The following is a 17,424-nucleotide window of genomic DNA, read 5'->3' as shown; positions in this document are numbered from 1 at the left end:
TAAAGGAAGAGGGAAAATACGAACATTAATGAGTGTTTTATAATAAAATGTATTTTTTTAAGAAAAGTGCGGATGTGAGTTATAATTTGTGTTAGAATGGAAAATGGCTTTGAGACAAGAGATTTTATGGTTTTTCATATCCGATTGAAGATTTTGGAGGAGAAATGGAAAGTTCGGATTATTCCTTGTTTTGAGTAGTCAGACGTTCAACGTTAATGAAGAGTTAAATGGAGGATTTTATTAATGAAGTTTGTTATGTTTCTTGTAGGACTACTAGTTGTATTCGTACTCGGCTTTCTTATAAGTTCAGATCGTAAGAAAATCAAGTATAAACCAATCGCAATTATGCTTGTTATTCAGCTAGCGTTAACGTATTTCTTATTAAATACGCCAATTGGTTATATTTTAGTAAAAGGAATTTCAGATGGATTTGGAGCACTTCTTGGATATGCGGAATCTGGAATCGTTTTCGTATTTGGTGGTCTTGTTAATAAAGGAGAGGTTTCATTCTTCTTAACAGCTTTATTACCAATCGTATTCTTTGCAGTGTTAATCGGAATTCTGCAACACTTTAAAATTTTACCGATATTTATTCGTGCTATTGGTACTCTGCTAAGTAAAGTAAATGGTTTAGGAAAATTAGAATCATATAATGCAGTAGCGGCCGCAATTGTTGGGCAGGCAGAAGTATTTATTACAGTAAAAGATCAATTAAGTAAAATCCCAAAACATCGTTTATATACATTATGTGCATCTTCCATGTCGACAGTATCGATGTCGATCGTTGGTTCTTATATGAAAATGATTGAGCCAAAATATGTAGTAACAGCACTTGTATTAAATTTATTTAGTGGTTTCATTATTATTCATATTATTAATCCGTACGATATTACGGAAGAAGAAGATACACTGAAGTTAGAAAATAAGAAAAAACAGTCATTCTTTGAAATGTTAAGCGAATATATTATGCTTGGTTTCACGATTGCGATTACGGTAGCAGCAATGTTACTTGGTTTCGTAGCATTAATTACAGCAATCAATAGCTTGTTTGATTCAGTGTTCGGTATTACATTCCAAGCTATTTTAGGATATATTTTCTCTCCATTAGCATTCGTAATGGGTATCCCGCAAGCAGAAATGGTAACAGCGGGACAAATTATGGCAACAAAATTAGTATCAAACGAGTTTGTTGCGATGCTTGATCTAGGAAAAGTAGCTGGTGATTTATCAGCTCGTACAGTTGGTATTCTTTCTGTATTCCTTGTATCATTCGCGAACTTCTCATCTATCGGAATTATTGCAGGTGCAACGAAAGGGATCGATGAAAACCAATCAAACGTTGTTTCATCATTCGGATTACGACTTGTATACGGTGCGACATTAGTAAGTCTTTTATCCGCGATTATCGTTGGTGTTATGTTATAAAGTGAAACTTTAATCAGTGGGGGGCTTTATCCCCCGCTGATTATTAGCCTTCACCAATCGGGCTTTTACGGGCAGTTAATCACCCACCTAACTTCTTTGTTTTCGCTGAATTTTGAGGTGGGGGTCTTACTGCCCGTTAAAGCGGGGTAAAAAGGGTGGCCCTAGCTCATATCTAGGGCTATTTTTTATGGTGAATTTACATAAAAAAACCAATCGGTTAGGAATATATTAACATATAAAAATCTTTTAAAATTTATATTGCATTTCGATTAGATAACGCTTACAATTTGATTTGTAGGTGGTATCCATTTCAGACGTTAAATACGGTAGAGAAGAAGAGACTACCTGTTATAAATTGCAATTTATGTAAACGCTTACCTATTTTAGAAGACAGTTCAAAATATTTTAGGGGTTCATATTTTTTAACATTAATGGTCAGACGTCATTCGTTATACGACTGATAACTCATGGAAGTGGAGGATTCACATATGAAGTTAGTAATGTTTCTAGTCGGTTTACTTGTAGTATTTGTACTAGGGTTCCTTATAAGTTCAGATCGTAAGAAAATTAAATATAAACCAATTGCAGTTATGCTTGTAATTCAATTGGTACTTGCGTATTTCTTACTAAATACAAAGGTCGGATTTGTATTAGTAAAAGGGATTGCAGATGGATTTGGCGCTATTTTAAAATTTGCGGAAGCAGGGGTTAATTTCGTATTTGGTGGTCTAGCAAATGATGGACAAGCACCATTCTTCTTAACAGTATTATTACCAATTATTTTCTTAGCAGTACTAATTGGAATCTTACAACATATTAAAGTTTTACCGATTATCATTCGTGCAGTCGGTTTCGTATTAAGTAAAATTAACGGTTTAGGAAAACTTGAATCATATAATGCAGTAGCAGCGGCAATTGTCGGCCAAGGTGAAGTATTTATTACAGTAAAAGATCAATTAAGCAAATTACCGAAAAATCGTTTATACACACTTTGTGCATCATCAATGTCAACAGTTTCGATGTCAATCGTTGGTTCTTATATGAAGATGATTGATCCAAAATATGTAGTAACAGCACTTGTACTAAACTTATTTAGTGGATTTATTATCATTCATATTATTAATCCGTATGATGTGAACGAAGAAGATGACATTTTAGAATTACAAGAAGATAAGAAACAAACATTCTTTGAAATGTTAGGCGAATATATTATGCTAGGTTTCTCTATCGCTGTAACAGTAGCGGCGATGTTAATCGGTTTCGTAGCATTAATTACAGCAATTAACGGTGTGTTCGATTCTATTTTCGGAATCACATTCCAGAGCATTTTAGGATACATCTTCTCACCATTAGCATTCGTAATGGGTATTCCAACATCAGAGATGCTAGCAGCGGGACAAATTATGGCGACGAAATTAGTAACAAACGAATTTGTTGCGATGCTTGATCTTGGAAAAGTAGCTGGCGATTTATCAGCTCGTACAGTAGGTATTTTATCAATCTTCCTTGTATCATTTGCGAACTTCTCATCTATCGGAATTATCGCAGGTGCAACGAAGAGTATCGATGGAAAACAAGCAAACGTTGTATCTTCATTCGGATTAAAACTTGTATACGGTGCAACGTTAGTAAGCATATTATCAGCGATTATCGTTGGGGTTATGCTTTAATAAATAACAAAGAAGTCGTTTATCTCTCGCCTAGAGGATGAACGGCTTTTTTGTTTTGGTATGATAAATATAATAAGGCAGTGGGCGGAATTATGATGAAAGAGCGAGACAACTTAAAAGAGCTTGATGAGGTTATTGAGAATATTGATAAGTTAACCGGAGAAGATGCTAGAGCATTTTTGAAATTGATACACGGATATTTGAGCATAGTAGAGGATGGAGATGGAACCTTTACTAACAGTGAATTTGTCGAAAAAATTTCAAGTCTTTATAAGAAGGATTTGCCCAAGCTCATTAAGCTTCGAGAAAAAATAAACAAGCAATGAGTCTAAGCTCATTGCTTGTTTAACTTACTTTATCCAAGTCTTTTTTAAATCGTGGTCTTTTTAAATAAGTTCCCAGTCTCCACACATATTCTACAGGCCCCATTCGGTATTTCTGTAGCCAATAGGTACTAACGAATAATTGAATCGTATAAATTCCAATGGTTAAAAGAATACCGAAGAAATAGCCGATTTTACCGTATAAGCCAAACCCATATGCGTAAAAAATGGTTGTTGCAATAATAGATTGTGCTAAGTAATTACTAACTGACATTTTTCCCATGTTCGCCATGTATGTTAGTAAGCGCGATGCTTTTTTGTAATGGAACAATAAAGTAATTGTGCTTCCGTAAAGGAAGGTCATGGTTACGGGTGTAAGGCCATCTTGTAACATAATTAAAATCGGATGTTTTACGAACATGGTTAAAATTTTGATTGTAAAAGAAAAAATACCAGTAATAAGCCAGATCTTTTTGACAGCAGGTATATGTTTATCAATCTCAAATAGCCATCCCTTTTTTCCTACGTACATGCCGAGTAAGAAGAGTGGAGACATAAAAATTAATGCGAAAATTGACAGGATAACTAATCCGAAGACACCGTTAATTCCCATGTAATCAAAAGGATTTTCAGTTAATCTAAAGTTGATATGATCCATATAGTTTCCAGTTTCATGAACTTTATGCTCTTTTTCAATATAAGGTGCGACATCATTGAATGTGTTTGATGTTGGTTCAGATTGATAAGATGCGAACATAATGAGTGCTAATAAAATGGATGCCCAAATGAGTAACGTTTTTGGTTTTCGATTGATGAACATCATTAAGAAAATCCCGACAATCCCGTAGGCAAATAAAATATCTCCCTCCCAAACAAAAGTGCCGTGAATGTAGCCTAGTAGTAAAAGAATGCTAATACGCCTTATATATGTAGGGAAAAACTTTTTTCCTTTTGCGATAATACTTTTTTGTAACAAAATAATGCTAAGCCCAAATAAAAAAGAGAATAGGGAAATAAAATTCTGTGTGCCGAAAAATTGAATAAACCAATTAGCACTTTCATCGAGTTTTCCAAAAATATAAGTGGGTTTTTCATTAGCGAATAACCCGAATTGAATTAATGTTATATTAACAAGTAAAATGCCAAATAAAGCGAAACCACGAATGGCGTCAACAAATTCTACACGTTGGTTCATTTTTTCTCTCCTCGTATATTGTTTTATATTGAAAATAATACCATTTATTTACTGTTGTTATGTCAAATACGAGGAAATTTAAGGTGATTTTAAGCTAGAGAGAAAAGAAAAAATCACCTTAATACATTCATTAAGGTGATTGAAATATTATTCAGCTGGAGGCGTAAATGTACGTTTCTCTAATTCAGCATCTAGCATAAATAATGCGTTTGAATCGCTTGTAATACGTTTTAATTTTTGGATGATGCTATCAAATGAAGCTTCTTCTTCTACTTGCTCGTCAACGAACCATTTTAAGAAGGTAATTGTTGCGTGTTCACGCTCATCCCAAGCGATATCAGATAAGTGATAAATGCGCTTCGTTACTTCACGCTCGTGCTCAAGTGCTACTTCAAAAGCATTCAATACAGAATCATATTCGTTATTAGGATGATCAAATCCAGTAATAATAGCGCGCTCGCCGCGGTCATTAATGTAGTTGTAAAGTTTCATTGCGTGGAAACGCTCTTCTTCAGCTTGTACAAGGAAAAAGTTAGCGAATCCATCGTAGCTTTCCGCTGTACAGTAAGCAGCCATTGCCATATAAGCGTGGGCAGAGTAAAATTCAAAATTCATTTGTTCATTTAGTGCGTCGTGCAATTTTTTAGATAACATAAAATCCCCCTTATTATTTTGACAAGAACATTATATCACAATTGATAATGTTCTCATTTAGATGTTTCGAATCTTTTTGAAAGCTTTGTAACGTGTGTTTCCATAATGTCTTGTAAATCCAAATCATATTTTTGTGAAAGAACAATAAGATTAGATAGTACATCACCAAGTTCTTCTTTTAGTTCTTGTTTTAGCTCTTCTTGTGTTTTCGTTTGTTCATCAGGGCGATCACGACCGATTTCAATTGCGCGAACAACGCGTGAAACTTCCCCAACTTCCTCAGTTAAGAAATTTAAGCGAATAAAGGAGTTGTACTGTGACCAGCTTCGTTTTTCGTAAAATTCCTCCACCCATCTTTGAAATGCGACGATATCCATTTCTTCCTCATCCCTTCAATATGTTGTACAATACTCATTGTATCATAACAATATATAGTTTCGGGGTGTAGGAATGAGAAAGATTTGTGTGTTTGCAGGTTCAAATTTAGGGGGAAGACCAGAATTTAAAGAGCAGGCAATAGAGCTAGGGAAAATGTTTGTTGAGAACGATTATGAGCTTGTATACGGCGGTTCATGCGTTGGATTAATGGGAGAAGTAGCGAATGAAGTTCTTCGTTTAGGTGGACGTGTAACAGGTGTTATGCCGCGTGGTTTATTCCGTGGTGAAATCGTTCATACAGGATTAACAGAATTAATTGAAGTAGAAACGATGCACGAACGTAAAGCAAAAATGGCAGAGCTTGCGGATGCTTTCATTGCATTACCAGGCGGATACGGAACATTTGAAGAGCTATTTGAAGTTGTATGTTGGTCACAAATTGGTATACATGATAAGCCAGTTGGTTTATTAAACATTAAAGACTTCTACGGACCAATTCTGCAAATGGTTGATCGCGCAGCTGAAGAAGGCTTTATGAACCCGTCGAATAAAGAGTTGATTGTTTCAGCTGAGACGGCAGCTAAATTAATTCATGAAATACAAAATTACGAGCGTCCTGTTTTGGGAACGAAGTGGAAGCAGTTATCATAGTACATTTTTATAGTGGATTTTGGAAACACATGTCTTTTTATCGCAAAAAGACATGTGTTTTTAATTTGGTTAAATATGTTAATATTGAGATATAATGTTTTTTGAGGAAGGAGAAATAGATGGAGGAGTTTGTGTATTTACGGCCTGTTTTTAAAAGTATATTAGCAGCATCTATTCTTGTTATGCTCATTGTTTCAACACAGAAGAAAGAGCTAATTAATGAATTTTCGCTTTGGTTTATTTCGATATTGTGTATCGGTGTTGCCGCGATAACGTTGTTTATGTCTGGGTTTATCGTTGATGAGTATAATCTAGCTGGGGATGCACAGAGTTTTGGCATGTTTATTGCACTTGGCTGTATTAGCGGTTTGAATTTTATTATTTATTATAGACGGCAATAAAAGAAGGCATTCCGTATTACTTTGGAATGCCTTTATCACTTTGATTACTTTGTTTTTTATATAGATTTTTGGAAACACATGTCTTTTTATCGCAAAAAGACATGTGTTTTTAATTTGGTTAAATATATTGATAGTGAGATGTGAAATCGTTCCAAGAGGGGAAGTAGATGGAGGTATGTTTTGCTGATTTAAAAAAGAACATCTGAATAAAAGGTGAGTAAGAAATTATCGAGTGATATAGAATTGTTCCGTTAAAGGGTCAGATTGTGGAAGATGGCGAATGTTTTTTATGAAGTTAATAGAGGTTTTTCTAATCGGAATCAGAATAAATTTTATAAATCTAATCCTTTGGGAATTTTTAAGCAGCTATGTATCATAATCTAATCAGTAAAATGAAAATTGGAGGAGAAATGAGCATGGGGCGTTCGGTATTAAAAATGTATAACTACCACTTATGGGCAAATGAAGTTATTTTAAATCGCTTAAAAGAACTACCGCAAGACATTTTCCATAAGGAAGTTAAGAGTGGTTTTTCTTCGGTGGCAAAAGTAATGTCTCACATATACCTCACAGATTTAGCCTGGCTTGAGATTATTTTTGGTAAAAGTATGAGTGATGCAATGGTACACACAGACCAATTGAAAGAACAGCTAGAAACAAAAAATATTGAGGAAATGGAAACTAGTTTTTATGAATTATCTAAACGATATAAAGAACTTTTAAGTAGTCAACAAGATTATGAAAAAGTGTTTGAGGTTGATAATCCGTATGCTGGGCTCCTGGATACGACGGTTTCTGAAACAATACTACACGTCGTCACCCACGGAGCATATCACCGTGGGAATATAGCCACAATGTTGCGGCAAATGGGGCATACCTCTGTTATGCAAGATTTTGGACTATTTCTATATTCAAAATGAATTCTTTTTATTTACTATAGAATATGGGTTGTATGATGTTTTTGGGGACTGCTTTTATTAGTGGTTTAAGCTTAATTATGTATTAGAGAAAAAAGGCATTCCATATTATTTCGGAATGCCTTTATCATTTTGATTACCTTGTTTTTTATACAGGTACCAGCCACCCCAACCGCCACCAATAGCTACAACAACGAGGAAAGCATAGTCTTTAACCTCGACACGTATATTGAAAATATTAGCTATGAGTAAGAGAATCCCAACTGTTATTAACGCAAAAAATGCTCTAATTAAGTAGTCTTTCAACTGAACCACTCCCGCCATTTAAGTAGTAAATGATGAATATGGAAAAGCTTTTTTGGATCTATTTTACTAAAGGGTGTTACCTATATTTTAACATAAAAGGGATTGTAATATATTGATAAAAGTAGAGGAGGGGAGTGCTATTATTGTCGTGATTTGTTGGTAAAGCGATATTCTTTGTCGAAACGTTGATATATCGTGAGTTGCGATCGATATAATTTTATGTATTATCAAGTGCGACCAATCAATAGAAAAAAGCGACTCTGAACGAGCCGCTTCTGCTTTAAGTGGTATCTAGCTCCAGCGGCTAGAATCTCCGGTCATTTCGCTCTCTCGCTCGAAGCAAAAAGCGCTTCAAGGTCGAGAGCTCCAATGTCCTGCGATTCTGAGCGAGCCGCTTCCGCTTTTAATATTATCCAGCTCCGGTGGCTAGCTCTTCGTGTCTAAGAACCTTCCACATAAGAAGGCAAAAAGCGCCTTCTATGTGAAAGAACCTTAGCCAGTCAGAGCTGAACGAGCCACCTCCGCTTTTAAATATATTATTGATTCAAGAATGCACGTAGCATCCAAGCGTGTTTTTCTAGTTCTGTGTAGATGCCTAGTAGTAGGTCAGATGTCATTTCGTCGTCAGATTCTTGAGCGATTACCATGCCTTTTTTTAGTTCGACTAGCATCATTTCGTAGTCTTTCATGATTGCTTCGACCATCCCTTCTGCAGTTTCTCCGTAAGCTGCTTCTTGAATAGAAGATAGTTCTAAGTATTCTTTCATTGTTGCTACTGGTTTGCCGCCAATTGCTAAAATACGTTCTGCGATTTCATCGATGTGAGTAGCTGATTCTGTGTAAAGCTCTTCAAACTTTTCATGTAGTGTGAAGAATTGAGGTCCTTTTACGTACCAATGGAAGTTGTGTAGTTTTGTAAATAAAACGCTCCAGTTTGCTACTTGTTTGTTTAATGCTTCGATTACTTGTGTATTCATTATGATCAATCTCCTCTTGAGTTATTATTTTATACAAATTACTAATTTATAATTATTATAATCTAGTAATTTGTATAAATCAACCCTTTTGCTGGAATTAATTTGAACAAATTATGAACTGTTGTAAATAAAAAATCCCTATTACTATGAAGTAATAGGGATTTTTTATTATATAGCTCCAGCGGCTAGAATATTCGGTGGCTTCGCTTTTTCCTACGAGCCTCTTCCGCTTTTAGTTGTTATCCAACTTGTTTCTTCTCTTCTAAATCTTGCCCATCCCAACACTCTGTATTCTTTAAGCCAGGGATAGAACTTGCAATGAAAACAGGATCTTTTCCTTGTTTCTTTTGTTTTATATAGTCTACTAATGCCGCATAGGCGAACTTGCTAAGGAATGAGATGGCAATTAAGTTTGTAAATACCATTAGTCCCATAAAGAAATCAGCTAAACTCCAAACCGTTTGAAGGGCAGCGATAGATCCGAAGAACACCATTCCGACAACTGCAACACGATAAATCAGTAACCATGTTTTGCTTTCTTTAATGAATGCGATATTTGTTTCACCATAATAGTAGTTTCCTAGTAAAGAACTGAAAGCGAATAGGAAAATAATAATCGCTAAGAAAGTGCTTGCCCACGGTCCAATTTGTGAACTTAATGCTTGTTGTGTTAATTCAATACCTTCTAAATTCGATCCTTTGTAAAGTCCAGAACATAATACGATAAACGCTGTTGATGTACATACTAAGAATGTATCTACGAAAACACCTAATGCTTGAACAAGTCCTTGTTTTACAGGGTGAGATACATCTGATGTTGCTGCTGCGTTAGGGGAGCTACCCATACCTGCTTCTGTCGCGAATAAACCGCGCTGAATTCCGAATTTGATTGCTGCTCCAATACCACCAGCGATAGCTTGGTCTAAACCAAATGCGCTGTTAAATATTTCTGTAAAAATGCTTGGTAACATAGTGAAGTTGTTAATTACGACAAAAACAGCTACGCCGATATAAATGATTGCCATTGGAGGAACAATCATTTCTGTAATACGTGAAATGCTCTTGATACCACCAAAAATAATAACTGCAACTAATAAAGCTAATAGAGCTCCTACGATCGTTCGCTCTAGTCCAAAAGCATTTTCAAATGCTATTGTTACCGTGTTTGCTTGTACAGAATTGAAAATTAATCCGTACGCAACTGTAATAAGAAGTGAAAACCAAACACCCATCCAGCGTTTGTTTAACCCTTTTTCCATGTAATACGCTGGTCCACCACGGAATCTGCTTCCATCTTTTACTTTATAAATTTGCGCGAGCGTACATTCTACAAAACTAGTAGCTGCTCCAAGGATAGCGATAAACCACATCCAAAATATTGCGCCAGGTCCACCCATTGAAATGGCTAATGCTACACCAGCTAAGTTCCCGATACCAATACGTGCTGCTGCACTTAAGCAAAATGCTTGGAATGGAGAGATGCTATCTTTCTTTTTTTCTTTTCGATTAAATCCTTTACTAATTAAACTGACCATCTCACGGAAATGAGTAATTTGGACAAATTTTAATTTGAAAGAGAAATAAAGACCGAAGCCGATTAACATTGCAATAAGAATATATGACCATAAAATATTATTCGTTACCTCAAGGAATCTGCTAAAGATATCAACCATATAATACACTTCCTTTTTTTCATAATAAGAAAATTATATGCAAAAAATATACCAGAATCAATTTTTCTAAAAAATCACGTTACTTAAATGTGTTTTGTGTTATGATTATGTTACATCGTAATATTTTTAGAATTATTTACATTTTAAAAAACTAAATTTAAAGCGAAAAAGAGGGGATAATTTGAAAGAAGAATCTTTATTGAAAGTAAGTCTTAAGAGTTTGAAAATAAGAAGTAATTTATTTTTTATCATTACATCTTTAAGTATCTTTTTAGGAGCCACTTATTATTACAATAAAAGATTTCCAAGTCATAGGTATCCTGAATGGTTAGAATTTCTAAAATTGATTGGATGAACAAAAGACAGAAAAACAGAAAATTAAAATAAAGAAGTTATGGAGGAGCTAAATATGAATATTAGAGAAAGTGAACTTCCGGGTATTGGTTATAAATTTCAAATCGTTACGAAAGGTAACGAAAAGATGGTGATCGTCATTCATGATGATGGGCGTAGAGAAATGTATCATTTTGATTCAGATCATGAAGAAAGCATCTCAAGTATTTCATTACGTGACTCAGAGGCGAGACAAATTGCAGCAATATTAGGTGGAATGGTATACAAACCTAGAGCATTAGAAAATGTTGAGATGGTCTTTGAAGGTTTAGCAATTGAGTGGTTTAAAGTGGAGAATGCAGCTCCGGCAATCGGAAAAACAATTGGCGACCTTGAAATAAGAAAAACATATAGCGTAACGATAATTGCAGTTATGAAAAAGAATATGAAAAAGCTATTTAATCCAGGTCCAGACACGGTGATTGAAGAAGGAGATATGCTTGTAGTTTCTGGTGAGAGAGAAGAAATTAAAAAGATTATTAATGAATTACTTTCGAATAGGGGGACTGACTAGATGGATACTTTAATTTTTGAAGTTGGTACAGCTTTAGTTTTAGTAGCAATTGCGGCGGTAATTGCTGGAAAGTTTAAATTCTCAGTAATTCCTTTTCTAATCGTTCTTGGCATGTTAGTAGGTCCGCATGCGCCGACAATAGGTGTTATCGACCTCAAATTTATTGAAAGTGCAAGTGTGATATCCTTCCTTGGAAGGATTGGTGTTCTGTTCCTTCTTTTCTATCTGGGATTAGAGTTTTCGATGAAAAAACTAATTAAATCTGGACGTTCTATCGCGATTGGCGGAACAATCTATATTTTGATTAACTTTTCACTAGGATTATTATACGGATTTATAATGGGATTCCCGTTACTCGAAATCTTAATTATTGCGGGTATTATTACGATTTCTTCTAGTGCTATCGTTGCAAAGGTATTAGTTGATTTAAGAAGAACTGGTAATAATGAAACCGAATTAATTTTAGGAATTATTATGTTTGAAGATATATTCCTTGCTGTATATTTATCAGTAGTTTCTGGCTTAGTTCTTGGGGATCACGCTTCCTTCTTAGGTGCCCTTACTTCAATTGGAATTGCTTTAGGATATATGCTTCTATTCTTTATTGTGGCTAGAAAAGCAACGCCGTTATTAAATAGATTGCTCAATATTAGTTCAGATGAAATTTTCATTATTGTAGTATTTGCTTCGTTGTTCTTTATTGCAGGTTTTTCAGAAACAATTCACGTTGCAGAAGCAATCGGGGCACTTCTTTTAGGGTTAGTTTTCTCTGAGACAGAGCATAGTGATCGAATTGAACATCTTGTTGTTCCATTTAGAGACTTCTTCGGAGCTATCTTCTTCTTCAGTTTCGGATTAAGTATCGATCCGTTTTCATTGGGCGGAGCAATATGGTTAACGTTAGGTGCTGTACTTCTGACGATAATCGGAAACTTTGTAGCAGGGATGATTGCGGGACGACAAGCTGGATTATCTCATAAAGCATCAACAAATATTGGATTAACAATCGTTTCAAGGGGAGAATTCTCAATCATTATGGCTAATATCGGCATCGCGGGTGGGTTAATGTCGGTATTGAAACCATTCTCAGCACTATATGTGCTTATACTATCCATTTTAGGTCCCCTTCTAACGAAAGAGTCAAAGAATGTATATAAACTTTTAAATAAAATCTTTAAGTGGGATACGAAGACTAGATAAATTTTGAAAAATAAAAGTACAAGATATTTACTGCTTGTACTTTTATTTTTTGCAATGAAAACAGTAAAGAGAGGTAAATGATGTTAGGAGAGTTGATTCATTCAGTTTTAGTTTTTCTAGAAGGACTTGGTTATTGGGGAATTATGCTGGGATTAATGATAGAGGTTATCCCAAGTGAAATCGTATTATCTTATGCAGGTTATTTAGTATCAACAGGAAGCATTACATTTTGGGGGGCTGTCGCGTTCGGTACAATTGGTGGTGTAATCGCACAACTATTCATTTATTGGATCGGTCGATACGGAGGAAGACCTGTTCTTGAGCGATATGGAAAATATATTTTGATTCAGAAGAAACATATTGATTATGCTGAAGCGTGGTTTAATCGTTACGGAACTGGTGTTATTTTTACAGCGCGTTTTATTCCTGTTGTGCGTCATGCTATTTCGATACCAGCGGGTATTGCGAAAATGTCACATGCTAAGTTTATTACGCTAACTACACTAGCTGTTATTCCATGGTCAATTGTATTTGTATATTTAGGTTTTAAATTAGGAACAGAGTGGGAAAGTATTAATAAAGTAGCTGGGCCATATGTGAAATACTTTGCACTTGCTGCTATTGTTTGTGCAATTGGTTATTTTATATTAAAAAAAATGATGAAAAAAAAGTGATTACGGAAAAAGAATCTATGCTGACATAGATTCTTTTTTATCGTCATTTTTTAAAGGATGAAAGTGTATGTTTAATATTTACCATATTGTGGCATATATATAGGGAAAGGGAGTTTAGGAAGGGGATTATTGAGAAATGGAACTCCAGTTTCAAAATGTATATCAACAAGTTGAGAATTGGTATGTGTTGGATTCGGAGCTTCCTTGGGATGTCAAAAAGTTAAGAAATGATTTGTTTTCTCTTATTGAAGTAAGTGCAACGCCAGTTATTTTTTGTGATACGTGTGATGCGAATCATGTACTTTTATCATTAGGAGAAGAAGAAGAGGAGTTTTTATTCCCAGTAGGTGGTTTTTATCATAAAGAAAAACAATTAATTTTCGTTTGTATGTGGGAAGAGTATGAGCAAGTGCTCAAAACGCTATTGCATGAATTCAGGCATGCGATGCAGCATAAGGACGATGTACTATATGTTGGAAATGAACTATACGAAGAAAGATGGATCGAGAAAGATGCGAGGCATTTCGCGGAGAGGAAGCTAGATGAATATAAAAATAGAAATTTAATCTGAAGCATAGTGGAGGAAAATCACTGTGCTTTTATTTATTGCTAATTAAAAATAAGTAGTTGACCTTTAATAAGTTTAGTTCTAAACTAATAGTATCAAATGAGCGAGGTGATGGAATGAAAGCAGGGGAAAGACTTGGAGTACTATTATGGTTTCGTTTATCACGCTTTTATAATAGAAGTATTCGTGAGACGAATCAGCATTTGAAAAAGTGGAATGTATCTGCCGCTCAGTTTGATGTATTAGTTCAAATTGGAGGAAACGATCGTTTAACGCAGCAAGAACTTGGAAATAAGTTGTTTGTTACGAAAGGAAATGTTACTCAACTTTTAAATAAGATGGAGCAACTAGATTGGATTCAGCGTGAACAAGAAGGTACTACGAAATATATTTCATTAACAGAAAAGGGAAAGGTTCTATATGAAGAAATAGTCCCGCCGCAAGAAACATTTCAAGCAGAGCAATTTGATAAGTTAAATAGAGAAGAACAAAAACAATTATTAGAATTACTGAAGAAGTTGCAGTGATAAAATTAAAAATAAATATCTCGATTTCGAGATAATATGAGGTGAAGGACATGTTTAGAAAAGTTGATCATAAAAATATGGGAAGAGCAAATCACGGTTGGTTAAATACACATTTTCATTTTTCCTTTGCAAATTATTATAATCCAAACAACATGAATTTTGGAGCAGTACGTGTTATGAATGATGATTTAATAGCGCCACAAACTGGTTTTGATATGCATCCGCACCGTGATATGGAGATTATCTCTTACGTTATAGATGGTGAATTAACACATGAAGATAGTATGGGGAACCGCGGGACAATTGAGCGTGGGCATGTTCAATATATGAGTGCAGGTACTGGTGTATTTCACAGTGAGCATAACTTAGGAAGTGAAACATTACGTTTATTGCAAATTTGGATTTTACCAGACCGCGACGGTCATAAACCAAACTATGGTGAGTTTAAATTTGATTGGAGTAAACGTGAAAATGAGTGGTTCCATATGGTATCTCCTTCTGATGGAGATGCACCAATTCATATTCACCAAGATGCAAATTTATATTCTTTATCATTAGAAGCTGGTAAAGAAATTCATTTTCCTGTTAAAGAAGGACGTCAATTGTACCTTGTACAAATTGAAGGTAGCAGCGTTGTAAACGGTGAAACACTTGTAATGCGTGATGCAGCGGAGGCTGTAGAAGAAGATATTCACATTCAAGCGAAAGAAAACTCTCACTACTTAGCGATTGAAATGAAAATGGAATAAAGTGAAACTTTAACCCATGGCGGTTTTAAGTATGTGAATAGCGAGATGAAAAGTTATAGGGAAGAGGATATCGAAAACGATATCCTTTTTTGTGTGAGTTAAATTAACAGAAAAAACTTTCTCAATTTTTGAGAGCAGGTATTGGAAAGATTATTCAGAATATTTATAAAGGTGTTAAAAACTTTTAGGGAAATGGGGAGTGTTAGATTGAAAAAGCAAGTAATTTCATCAGCATTAGCATTAACTGTTATCGCAAGTGGGTTTGGGGCATTTGGAGCAACTACGACGAAAGCAGAAGAGCAAAAAATCCAGTATCACCAAGAGTTTAAAACACCAGCTTACATAGGTGAAGAATGGAAAGCGCCGGAAGGACTAGATAAAAAAGAGACGGTCTTTCAATATTTAGAGAGTAAAAAGGATATGTTTAAACTAGCGGGAAATATTGACAAACATTTCAATATCGTTGGTGAAGAAAAAGATGCTGATTCTGGTACAACACATGTGAAGTTAGTTGAGAAGCATAATAACATTCCTGTGTATGGTTCAGATCAAACAGTTACGCTTGATAAAGAGAATAATGTAAAAGCATTTTTCGGACAAGTTATTCCGAATTTAGATAATAAAAATATTCCTGCATCTGCAAGTATTAGTGCGGAACAAGCAGAAACGATTGCAAAAGCTAATATTGAGAAAGAAATTGGTAAAGTAAAGAATTATGATGGTGTGAAAAAAGATTTATATGTGTATGAAAAAGATGGTCAATACTATCTTGCATATCTTGTAAAAGCGTCGGTTTCGAAACCAGCTCCAGGATATTGGCATTACTTTGTTGATGCAACAAATGGAAATGTTATTGAGAAATATAATGCTGTAGATAACATTACTGGATTTGGTTACGGAGTATTAGGTGCTAGACAATCATTTGAAATTGCTCAAGATACGAAAACAGGAGCGTTCAACTTATTTGATGGTACACGAGGACAAGGTGTCCATACATTTGATGCAGAGAATATGAACGAAGACTGGTTTAATTTATTCTCACAAATTCTTGGATATACAGGAGAAGAAATTGGAAGTAAATCTAAGTTCTTCGAAGATAAAGCGGCAGTTGATGCGCATGTGAATGCAGGAAAAGTATATGATTATTATAAAAAGACATTTAACCGTAACTCTTTCGATGATAAAGGTGCAAAACTTATTTCTGCTGTTCACGTAGGTGAATCTTGGAATAACGCAGCGTGGAACGGTGTGCAAATGATGTATGGTGATGGAGATGGTAAGACATTTATTCCATTATCAGCAGGGCTAGATGTTATTGGCCACGAATTAACGCATGCTGTAACTGAACATACAGCAAACCTTGTATATAAAAATGAATCAGGAGCGTTAAATGAATCGTTATCTGATATTATGGGCGTCATGGTTGAGAAGAAGAGCTGGGATTTAGGTGCTGATATTTATACACCTGGTAAACCTGGAGATGCACTTCGTTCTCTAAAGGATCCAGCATCTATTCCAAACCCATTAAAACCAGGTGAAGGTTACCCAGATCACTATAATAAACGTTATACTGGAACAGCTGATAATGGCGGCGTTCATATTAACAGTAGTATTAATAATAAGGCGGCGTATTTAGTGTCTGAGGGCGGCACGCATTACAATGTGAAAGTAACTGGAGTGGGCCGTGAAGCGACAGAAAAAATTTACTATCGTGCTCTTACAAAATATTTAACTGCAAACTCTGATTTCAAAATGATGCGTCAAGCTGCACTTCAATCAGCAGAAGATTTATTCGGTAAAAACTCTAAAGAGGTACAAGCTGTAACGAAAGCTTATGACGCTGTAGGAGTAAAATAATAAGAGAAAAAAGACCTGACTGGATTGTCAGGTCTTTTCCTTATTTAGTCACGAATACCTAATGCGATTTTCGCCATACGCGACATACGTTCTTTTGTCCATGGCGGATTCCATACAACGTTTACTTCTATTTCATTTACTTCAGGTACGTTCGTTGATAATACTTTTTTAACGTCTGATACGATTTGGCCAGCCATTGGACAACCGATAGAAGTCATCGTCATTGTAATGACAGCATTATTATTTTCATCCGCTGTAACGTCATAAACTAATCCGAGATTGATAATATCAACACCTAGCTCAGGGTCAATAACAGCTTCTAAGTTTGCATATAACTTTTCTTCAAATGCTTGTTGTGACATGTGTAGCACC

Annotated in this window: 20 protein-coding genes; 13 read left to right on the top strand and 7 right to left on the bottom strand. The window is 35.2% G+C overall.

Annotation, left to right across the window (positions count from 1 at the left end):
* Positions 1-243 precede the first annotated feature (243 nt).
* From CQ058_RS14720 to CQ058_RS14710, 3 genes are all read left to right on the top strand, one after another.
* Positions 244-1,425, top strand: coding sequence for a NupC/NupG family nucleoside CNT transporter (locus CQ058_RS14720; RefSeq protein WP_016121020.1), 1,182 nt, complete (start codon positions 244-246; stop codon positions 1,423-1,425).
* A 488-nt stretch (positions 1,426-1,913) separates the two neighbouring features.
* Positions 1,914-3,095 carry a NupC/NupG family nucleoside CNT transporter gene (locus CQ058_RS14715; protein WP_078175885.1) on the top strand — a complete coding sequence of 394 codons (1,182 nt, stop codon included), beginning with the start codon at positions 1,914-1,916 and terminating at the stop codon, positions 3,093-3,095.
* A 95-nt stretch (positions 3,096-3,190) separates the two neighbouring features.
* Positions 3,191-3,421, top strand: a complete 231-nt coding sequence (locus tag CQ058_RS14710) for a hypothetical protein (RefSeq protein WP_078175914.1) — start codon at positions 3,191-3,193, stop codon at positions 3,419-3,421.
* Positions 3,422-3,440: 19 nt separating this feature from the next.
* On the opposite strand, the gene CQ058_RS14705 is transcribed toward CQ058_RS14710, so the two are convergent.
* The 3 genes from CQ058_RS14705 to CQ058_RS14695 all read right to left on the bottom strand — a co-directional run bounded on the left by CQ058_RS14705 (position 3,441) and on the right by CQ058_RS14695 (position 5,644).
* Complete coding sequence (locus CQ058_RS14705; RefSeq protein WP_078175886.1) at positions 3,441-4,613, bottom strand: DUF418 domain-containing protein; 1,173 nt, start codon at positions 4,611-4,613, stop codon at positions 3,441-3,443.
* A gap of 147 nt (positions 4,614-4,760) precedes the next feature.
* Positions 4,761-5,267, bottom strand: coding sequence for a ferritin (locus CQ058_RS14700; RefSeq protein ID WP_002034655.1), 507 nt, complete (start codon positions 5,265-5,267; stop codon positions 4,761-4,763).
* Positions 5,268-5,320: 53 nt separating this feature from the next.
* A complete protein-coding gene (locus CQ058_RS14695; RefSeq protein ID WP_002089472.1) occupies positions 5,321-5,644 on the bottom strand; it encodes a MazG nucleotide pyrophosphohydrolase domain-containing protein in 324 nt (107 codons plus the stop codon).
* 73 nt (positions 5,645-5,717) lie between these two features.
* Here CQ058_RS14695 and CQ058_RS14690 point away from each other — a divergent pair, with 73 nt between their 5' ends.
* The 3 genes from CQ058_RS14690 (at position 5,718) to CQ058_RS14680 (ending at position 7,617) form a co-directional block, all read left to right on the top strand.
* A complete protein-coding gene (locus CQ058_RS14690; RefSeq protein WP_033707925.1) occupies positions 5,718-6,296 on the top strand; it encodes an LOG family protein in 579 nt (192 codons plus the stop codon).
* Between the two features lie 119 nt (positions 6,297-6,415).
* Entirely contained in the window at positions 6,416-6,697 is a 282-nt protein-coding gene (locus tag CQ058_RS14685; protein WP_061673690.1) for a hypothetical protein, read from the top strand.
* Between the two features lie 416 nt (positions 6,698-7,113).
* Entirely contained in the window at positions 7,114-7,617 is a 504-nt protein-coding gene (locus CQ058_RS14680) for a DinB family protein (RefSeq protein WP_105589786.1), read from the top strand.
* A 105-nt stretch (positions 7,618-7,722) separates the two neighbouring features.
* Here the strand turns inward: CQ058_RS14680 and CQ058_RS14675 are convergent, their stop codons facing one another.
* From CQ058_RS14675 to CQ058_RS14665, 3 genes are all read right to left on the bottom strand, one after another.
* The gene (locus CQ058_RS14675) at positions 7,723-7,920 is read right to left on the bottom strand and encodes a hypothetical protein (RefSeq protein ID WP_105589785.1); all 198 of its coding nucleotides are present in this window, start codon (positions 7,918-7,920) and stop codon (positions 7,723-7,725) included.
* Between the two features lie 536 nt (positions 7,921-8,456).
* Positions 8,457-8,897 carry a Dps family protein gene (locus CQ058_RS14670; protein WP_002015990.1) on the bottom strand — a complete coding sequence of 147 codons (441 nt, stop codon included), beginning with the start codon at positions 8,895-8,897 and terminating at the stop codon, positions 8,457-8,459.
* A 239-nt stretch (positions 8,898-9,136) separates the two neighbouring features.
* Entirely contained in the window at positions 9,137-10,570 is a 1,434-nt protein-coding gene (locus CQ058_RS14665; RefSeq protein WP_002129834.1) for an alanine/glycine:cation symporter family protein, read from the bottom strand.
* Positions 10,571-10,979: 409 nt separating this feature from the next.
* Between CQ058_RS14665 and CQ058_RS14655 the strand changes: the two genes are divergently transcribed.
* From CQ058_RS14655 to CQ058_RS14625, 7 genes are all read left to right on the top strand, one after another.
* Positions 10,980-11,477, top strand: a complete 498-nt coding sequence (locus CQ058_RS14655) for a cation:proton antiporter regulatory subunit (RefSeq protein ID WP_001026068.1) — start codon at positions 10,980-10,982, stop codon at positions 11,475-11,477.
* Positions 11,478-12,677, top strand: a complete 1,200-nt coding sequence (locus tag CQ058_RS14650) for a cation:proton antiporter (protein ID WP_002191123.1) — start codon at positions 11,478-11,480, stop codon at positions 12,675-12,677. It abuts the gene before it with no gap.
* Positions 12,678-12,757: 80 nt separating this feature from the next.
* Positions 12,758-13,351 carry an undecaprenyl phosphate transporter UptA gene (gene uptA / locus CQ058_RS14645; protein WP_000900199.1) on the top strand — a complete coding sequence of 198 codons (594 nt, stop codon included), beginning with the start codon at positions 12,758-12,760 and terminating at the stop codon, positions 13,349-13,351.
* Positions 13,352-13,487: 136 nt separating this feature from the next.
* A complete protein-coding gene (locus tag CQ058_RS14640; protein ID WP_002015986.1) occupies positions 13,488-13,922 on the top strand; it encodes a DUF3920 family protein in 435 nt (144 codons plus the stop codon).
* 113 nt (positions 13,923-14,035) lie between these two features.
* Positions 14,036-14,446 carry a MarR family winged helix-turn-helix transcriptional regulator gene (locus CQ058_RS14635; RefSeq protein ID WP_002129828.1) on the top strand — a complete coding sequence of 137 codons (411 nt, stop codon included), beginning with the start codon at positions 14,036-14,038 and terminating at the stop codon, positions 14,444-14,446.
* A gap of 50 nt (positions 14,447-14,496) precedes the next feature.
* The gene (locus CQ058_RS14630; RefSeq protein WP_002191122.1) at positions 14,497-15,195 is read left to right on the top strand and encodes a pirin family protein; all 699 of its coding nucleotides are present in this window, start codon (positions 14,497-14,499) and stop codon (positions 15,193-15,195) included.
* Positions 15,196-15,402: 207 nt separating this feature from the next.
* Positions 15,403-17,052, top strand: a complete 1,650-nt coding sequence (locus CQ058_RS14625) for a M4 family metallopeptidase (RefSeq protein WP_002191121.1) — start codon at positions 15,403-15,405, stop codon at positions 17,050-17,052.
* Between the two features lie 44 nt (positions 17,053-17,096).
* Here CQ058_RS14625 and CQ058_RS14620 read toward each other — a convergent pair whose 3' ends face one another.
* A complete protein-coding gene (locus CQ058_RS14620) occupies positions 17,097-17,414 on the bottom strand; it encodes a metal-sulfur cluster assembly factor (RefSeq protein ID WP_000082522.1) in 318 nt (105 codons plus the stop codon).
* Positions 17,415-17,424 lie beyond the last annotated feature (10 nt).

It is taken from the genome of Bacillus sp. MYb56, from assembly GCF_002976445.1.
GTDB classification, from domain to species: domain Bacteria; phylum Bacillota; class Bacilli; order Bacillales; family Bacillaceae_G; genus Bacillus_A; species Bacillus_A mycoides.
This window is presented reverse-complemented; position numbering and strand designations above follow the sequence as displayed.

What these genes read in the sequence shown, in the direction of transcription:
- CQ058_RS14720 (WP_016121020.1), top strand. Translation starts at nt 244, where the DNA reads ATGAAGTTTGTTATGTTTCTTGTAGGACTACTAGTTGTATTCGTACTC.
- CQ058_RS14715 (WP_078175885.1), top strand. Translation starts at nt 1,914, where the DNA reads ATGAAGTTAGTAATGTTTCTAGTCGGTTTACTTGTAGTATTTGTACTA.
- CQ058_RS14710 (WP_078175914.1), top strand. Translation starts at nt 3,191, where the DNA reads ATGAAAGAGCGAGACAACTTAAAAGAGCTTGATGAGGTTATTGAGAAT.
- CQ058_RS14705 (WP_078175886.1), bottom strand. Translation starts at nt 4,613, where the DNA reads ATGAACCAACGTGTAGAATTTGTTGACGCCATTCGTGGTTTCGCTTTA.
- CQ058_RS14700 (WP_002034655.1), bottom strand. Translation starts at nt 5,267, where the DNA reads ATGTTATCTAAAAAATTGCACGACGCACTAAATGAACAAATGAATTTT.
- CQ058_RS14695 (WP_002089472.1), bottom strand. Translation starts at nt 5,644, where the DNA reads ATGGATATCGTCGCATTTCAAAGATGGGTGGAGGAATTTTACGAAAAA.
- CQ058_RS14690 (WP_033707925.1), top strand. Translation starts at nt 5,718, where the DNA reads ATGAGAAAGATTTGTGTGTTTGCAGGTTCAAATTTAGGGGGAAGACCA.
- CQ058_RS14685 (WP_061673690.1), top strand. Translation starts at nt 6,416, where the DNA reads ATGGAGGAGTTTGTGTATTTACGGCCTGTTTTTAAAAGTATATTAGCA.
- CQ058_RS14680 (WP_105589786.1), top strand. Translation starts at nt 7,114, where the DNA reads ATGGGGCGTTCGGTATTAAAAATGTATAACTACCACTTATGGGCAAAT.
- CQ058_RS14670 (WP_002015990.1), bottom strand. Translation starts at nt 8,897, where the DNA reads ATGAATACACAAGTAATCGAAGCATTAAACAAACAAGTAGCAAACTGG.
- CQ058_RS14665 (WP_002129834.1), bottom strand. Translation starts at nt 10,570, where the DNA reads ATGGTTGATATCTTTAGCAGATTCCTTGAGGTAACGAATAATATTTTA.
- CQ058_RS14655 (WP_001026068.1), top strand. Translation starts at nt 10,980, where the DNA reads ATGAATATTAGAGAAAGTGAACTTCCGGGTATTGGTTATAAATTTCAA.
- CQ058_RS14650 (WP_002191123.1), top strand. Translation starts at nt 11,478, where the DNA reads ATGGATACTTTAATTTTTGAAGTTGGTACAGCTTTAGTTTTAGTAGCA.
- uptA (WP_000900199.1), top strand. Translation starts at nt 12,758, where the DNA reads ATGTTAGGAGAGTTGATTCATTCAGTTTTAGTTTTTCTAGAAGGACTT.
- CQ058_RS14640 (WP_002015986.1), top strand. Translation starts at nt 13,488, where the DNA reads ATGGAACTCCAGTTTCAAAATGTATATCAACAAGTTGAGAATTGGTAT.
- CQ058_RS14635 (WP_002129828.1), top strand. Translation starts at nt 14,036, where the DNA reads ATGAAAGCAGGGGAAAGACTTGGAGTACTATTATGGTTTCGTTTATCA.
- CQ058_RS14630 (WP_002191122.1), top strand. Translation starts at nt 14,497, where the DNA reads ATGTTTAGAAAAGTTGATCATAAAAATATGGGAAGAGCAAATCACGGT.
- CQ058_RS14620 (WP_000082522.1), bottom strand. Translation starts at nt 17,414, where the DNA reads ATGTCACAACAAGCATTTGAAGAAAAGTTATATGCAAACTTAGAAGCT.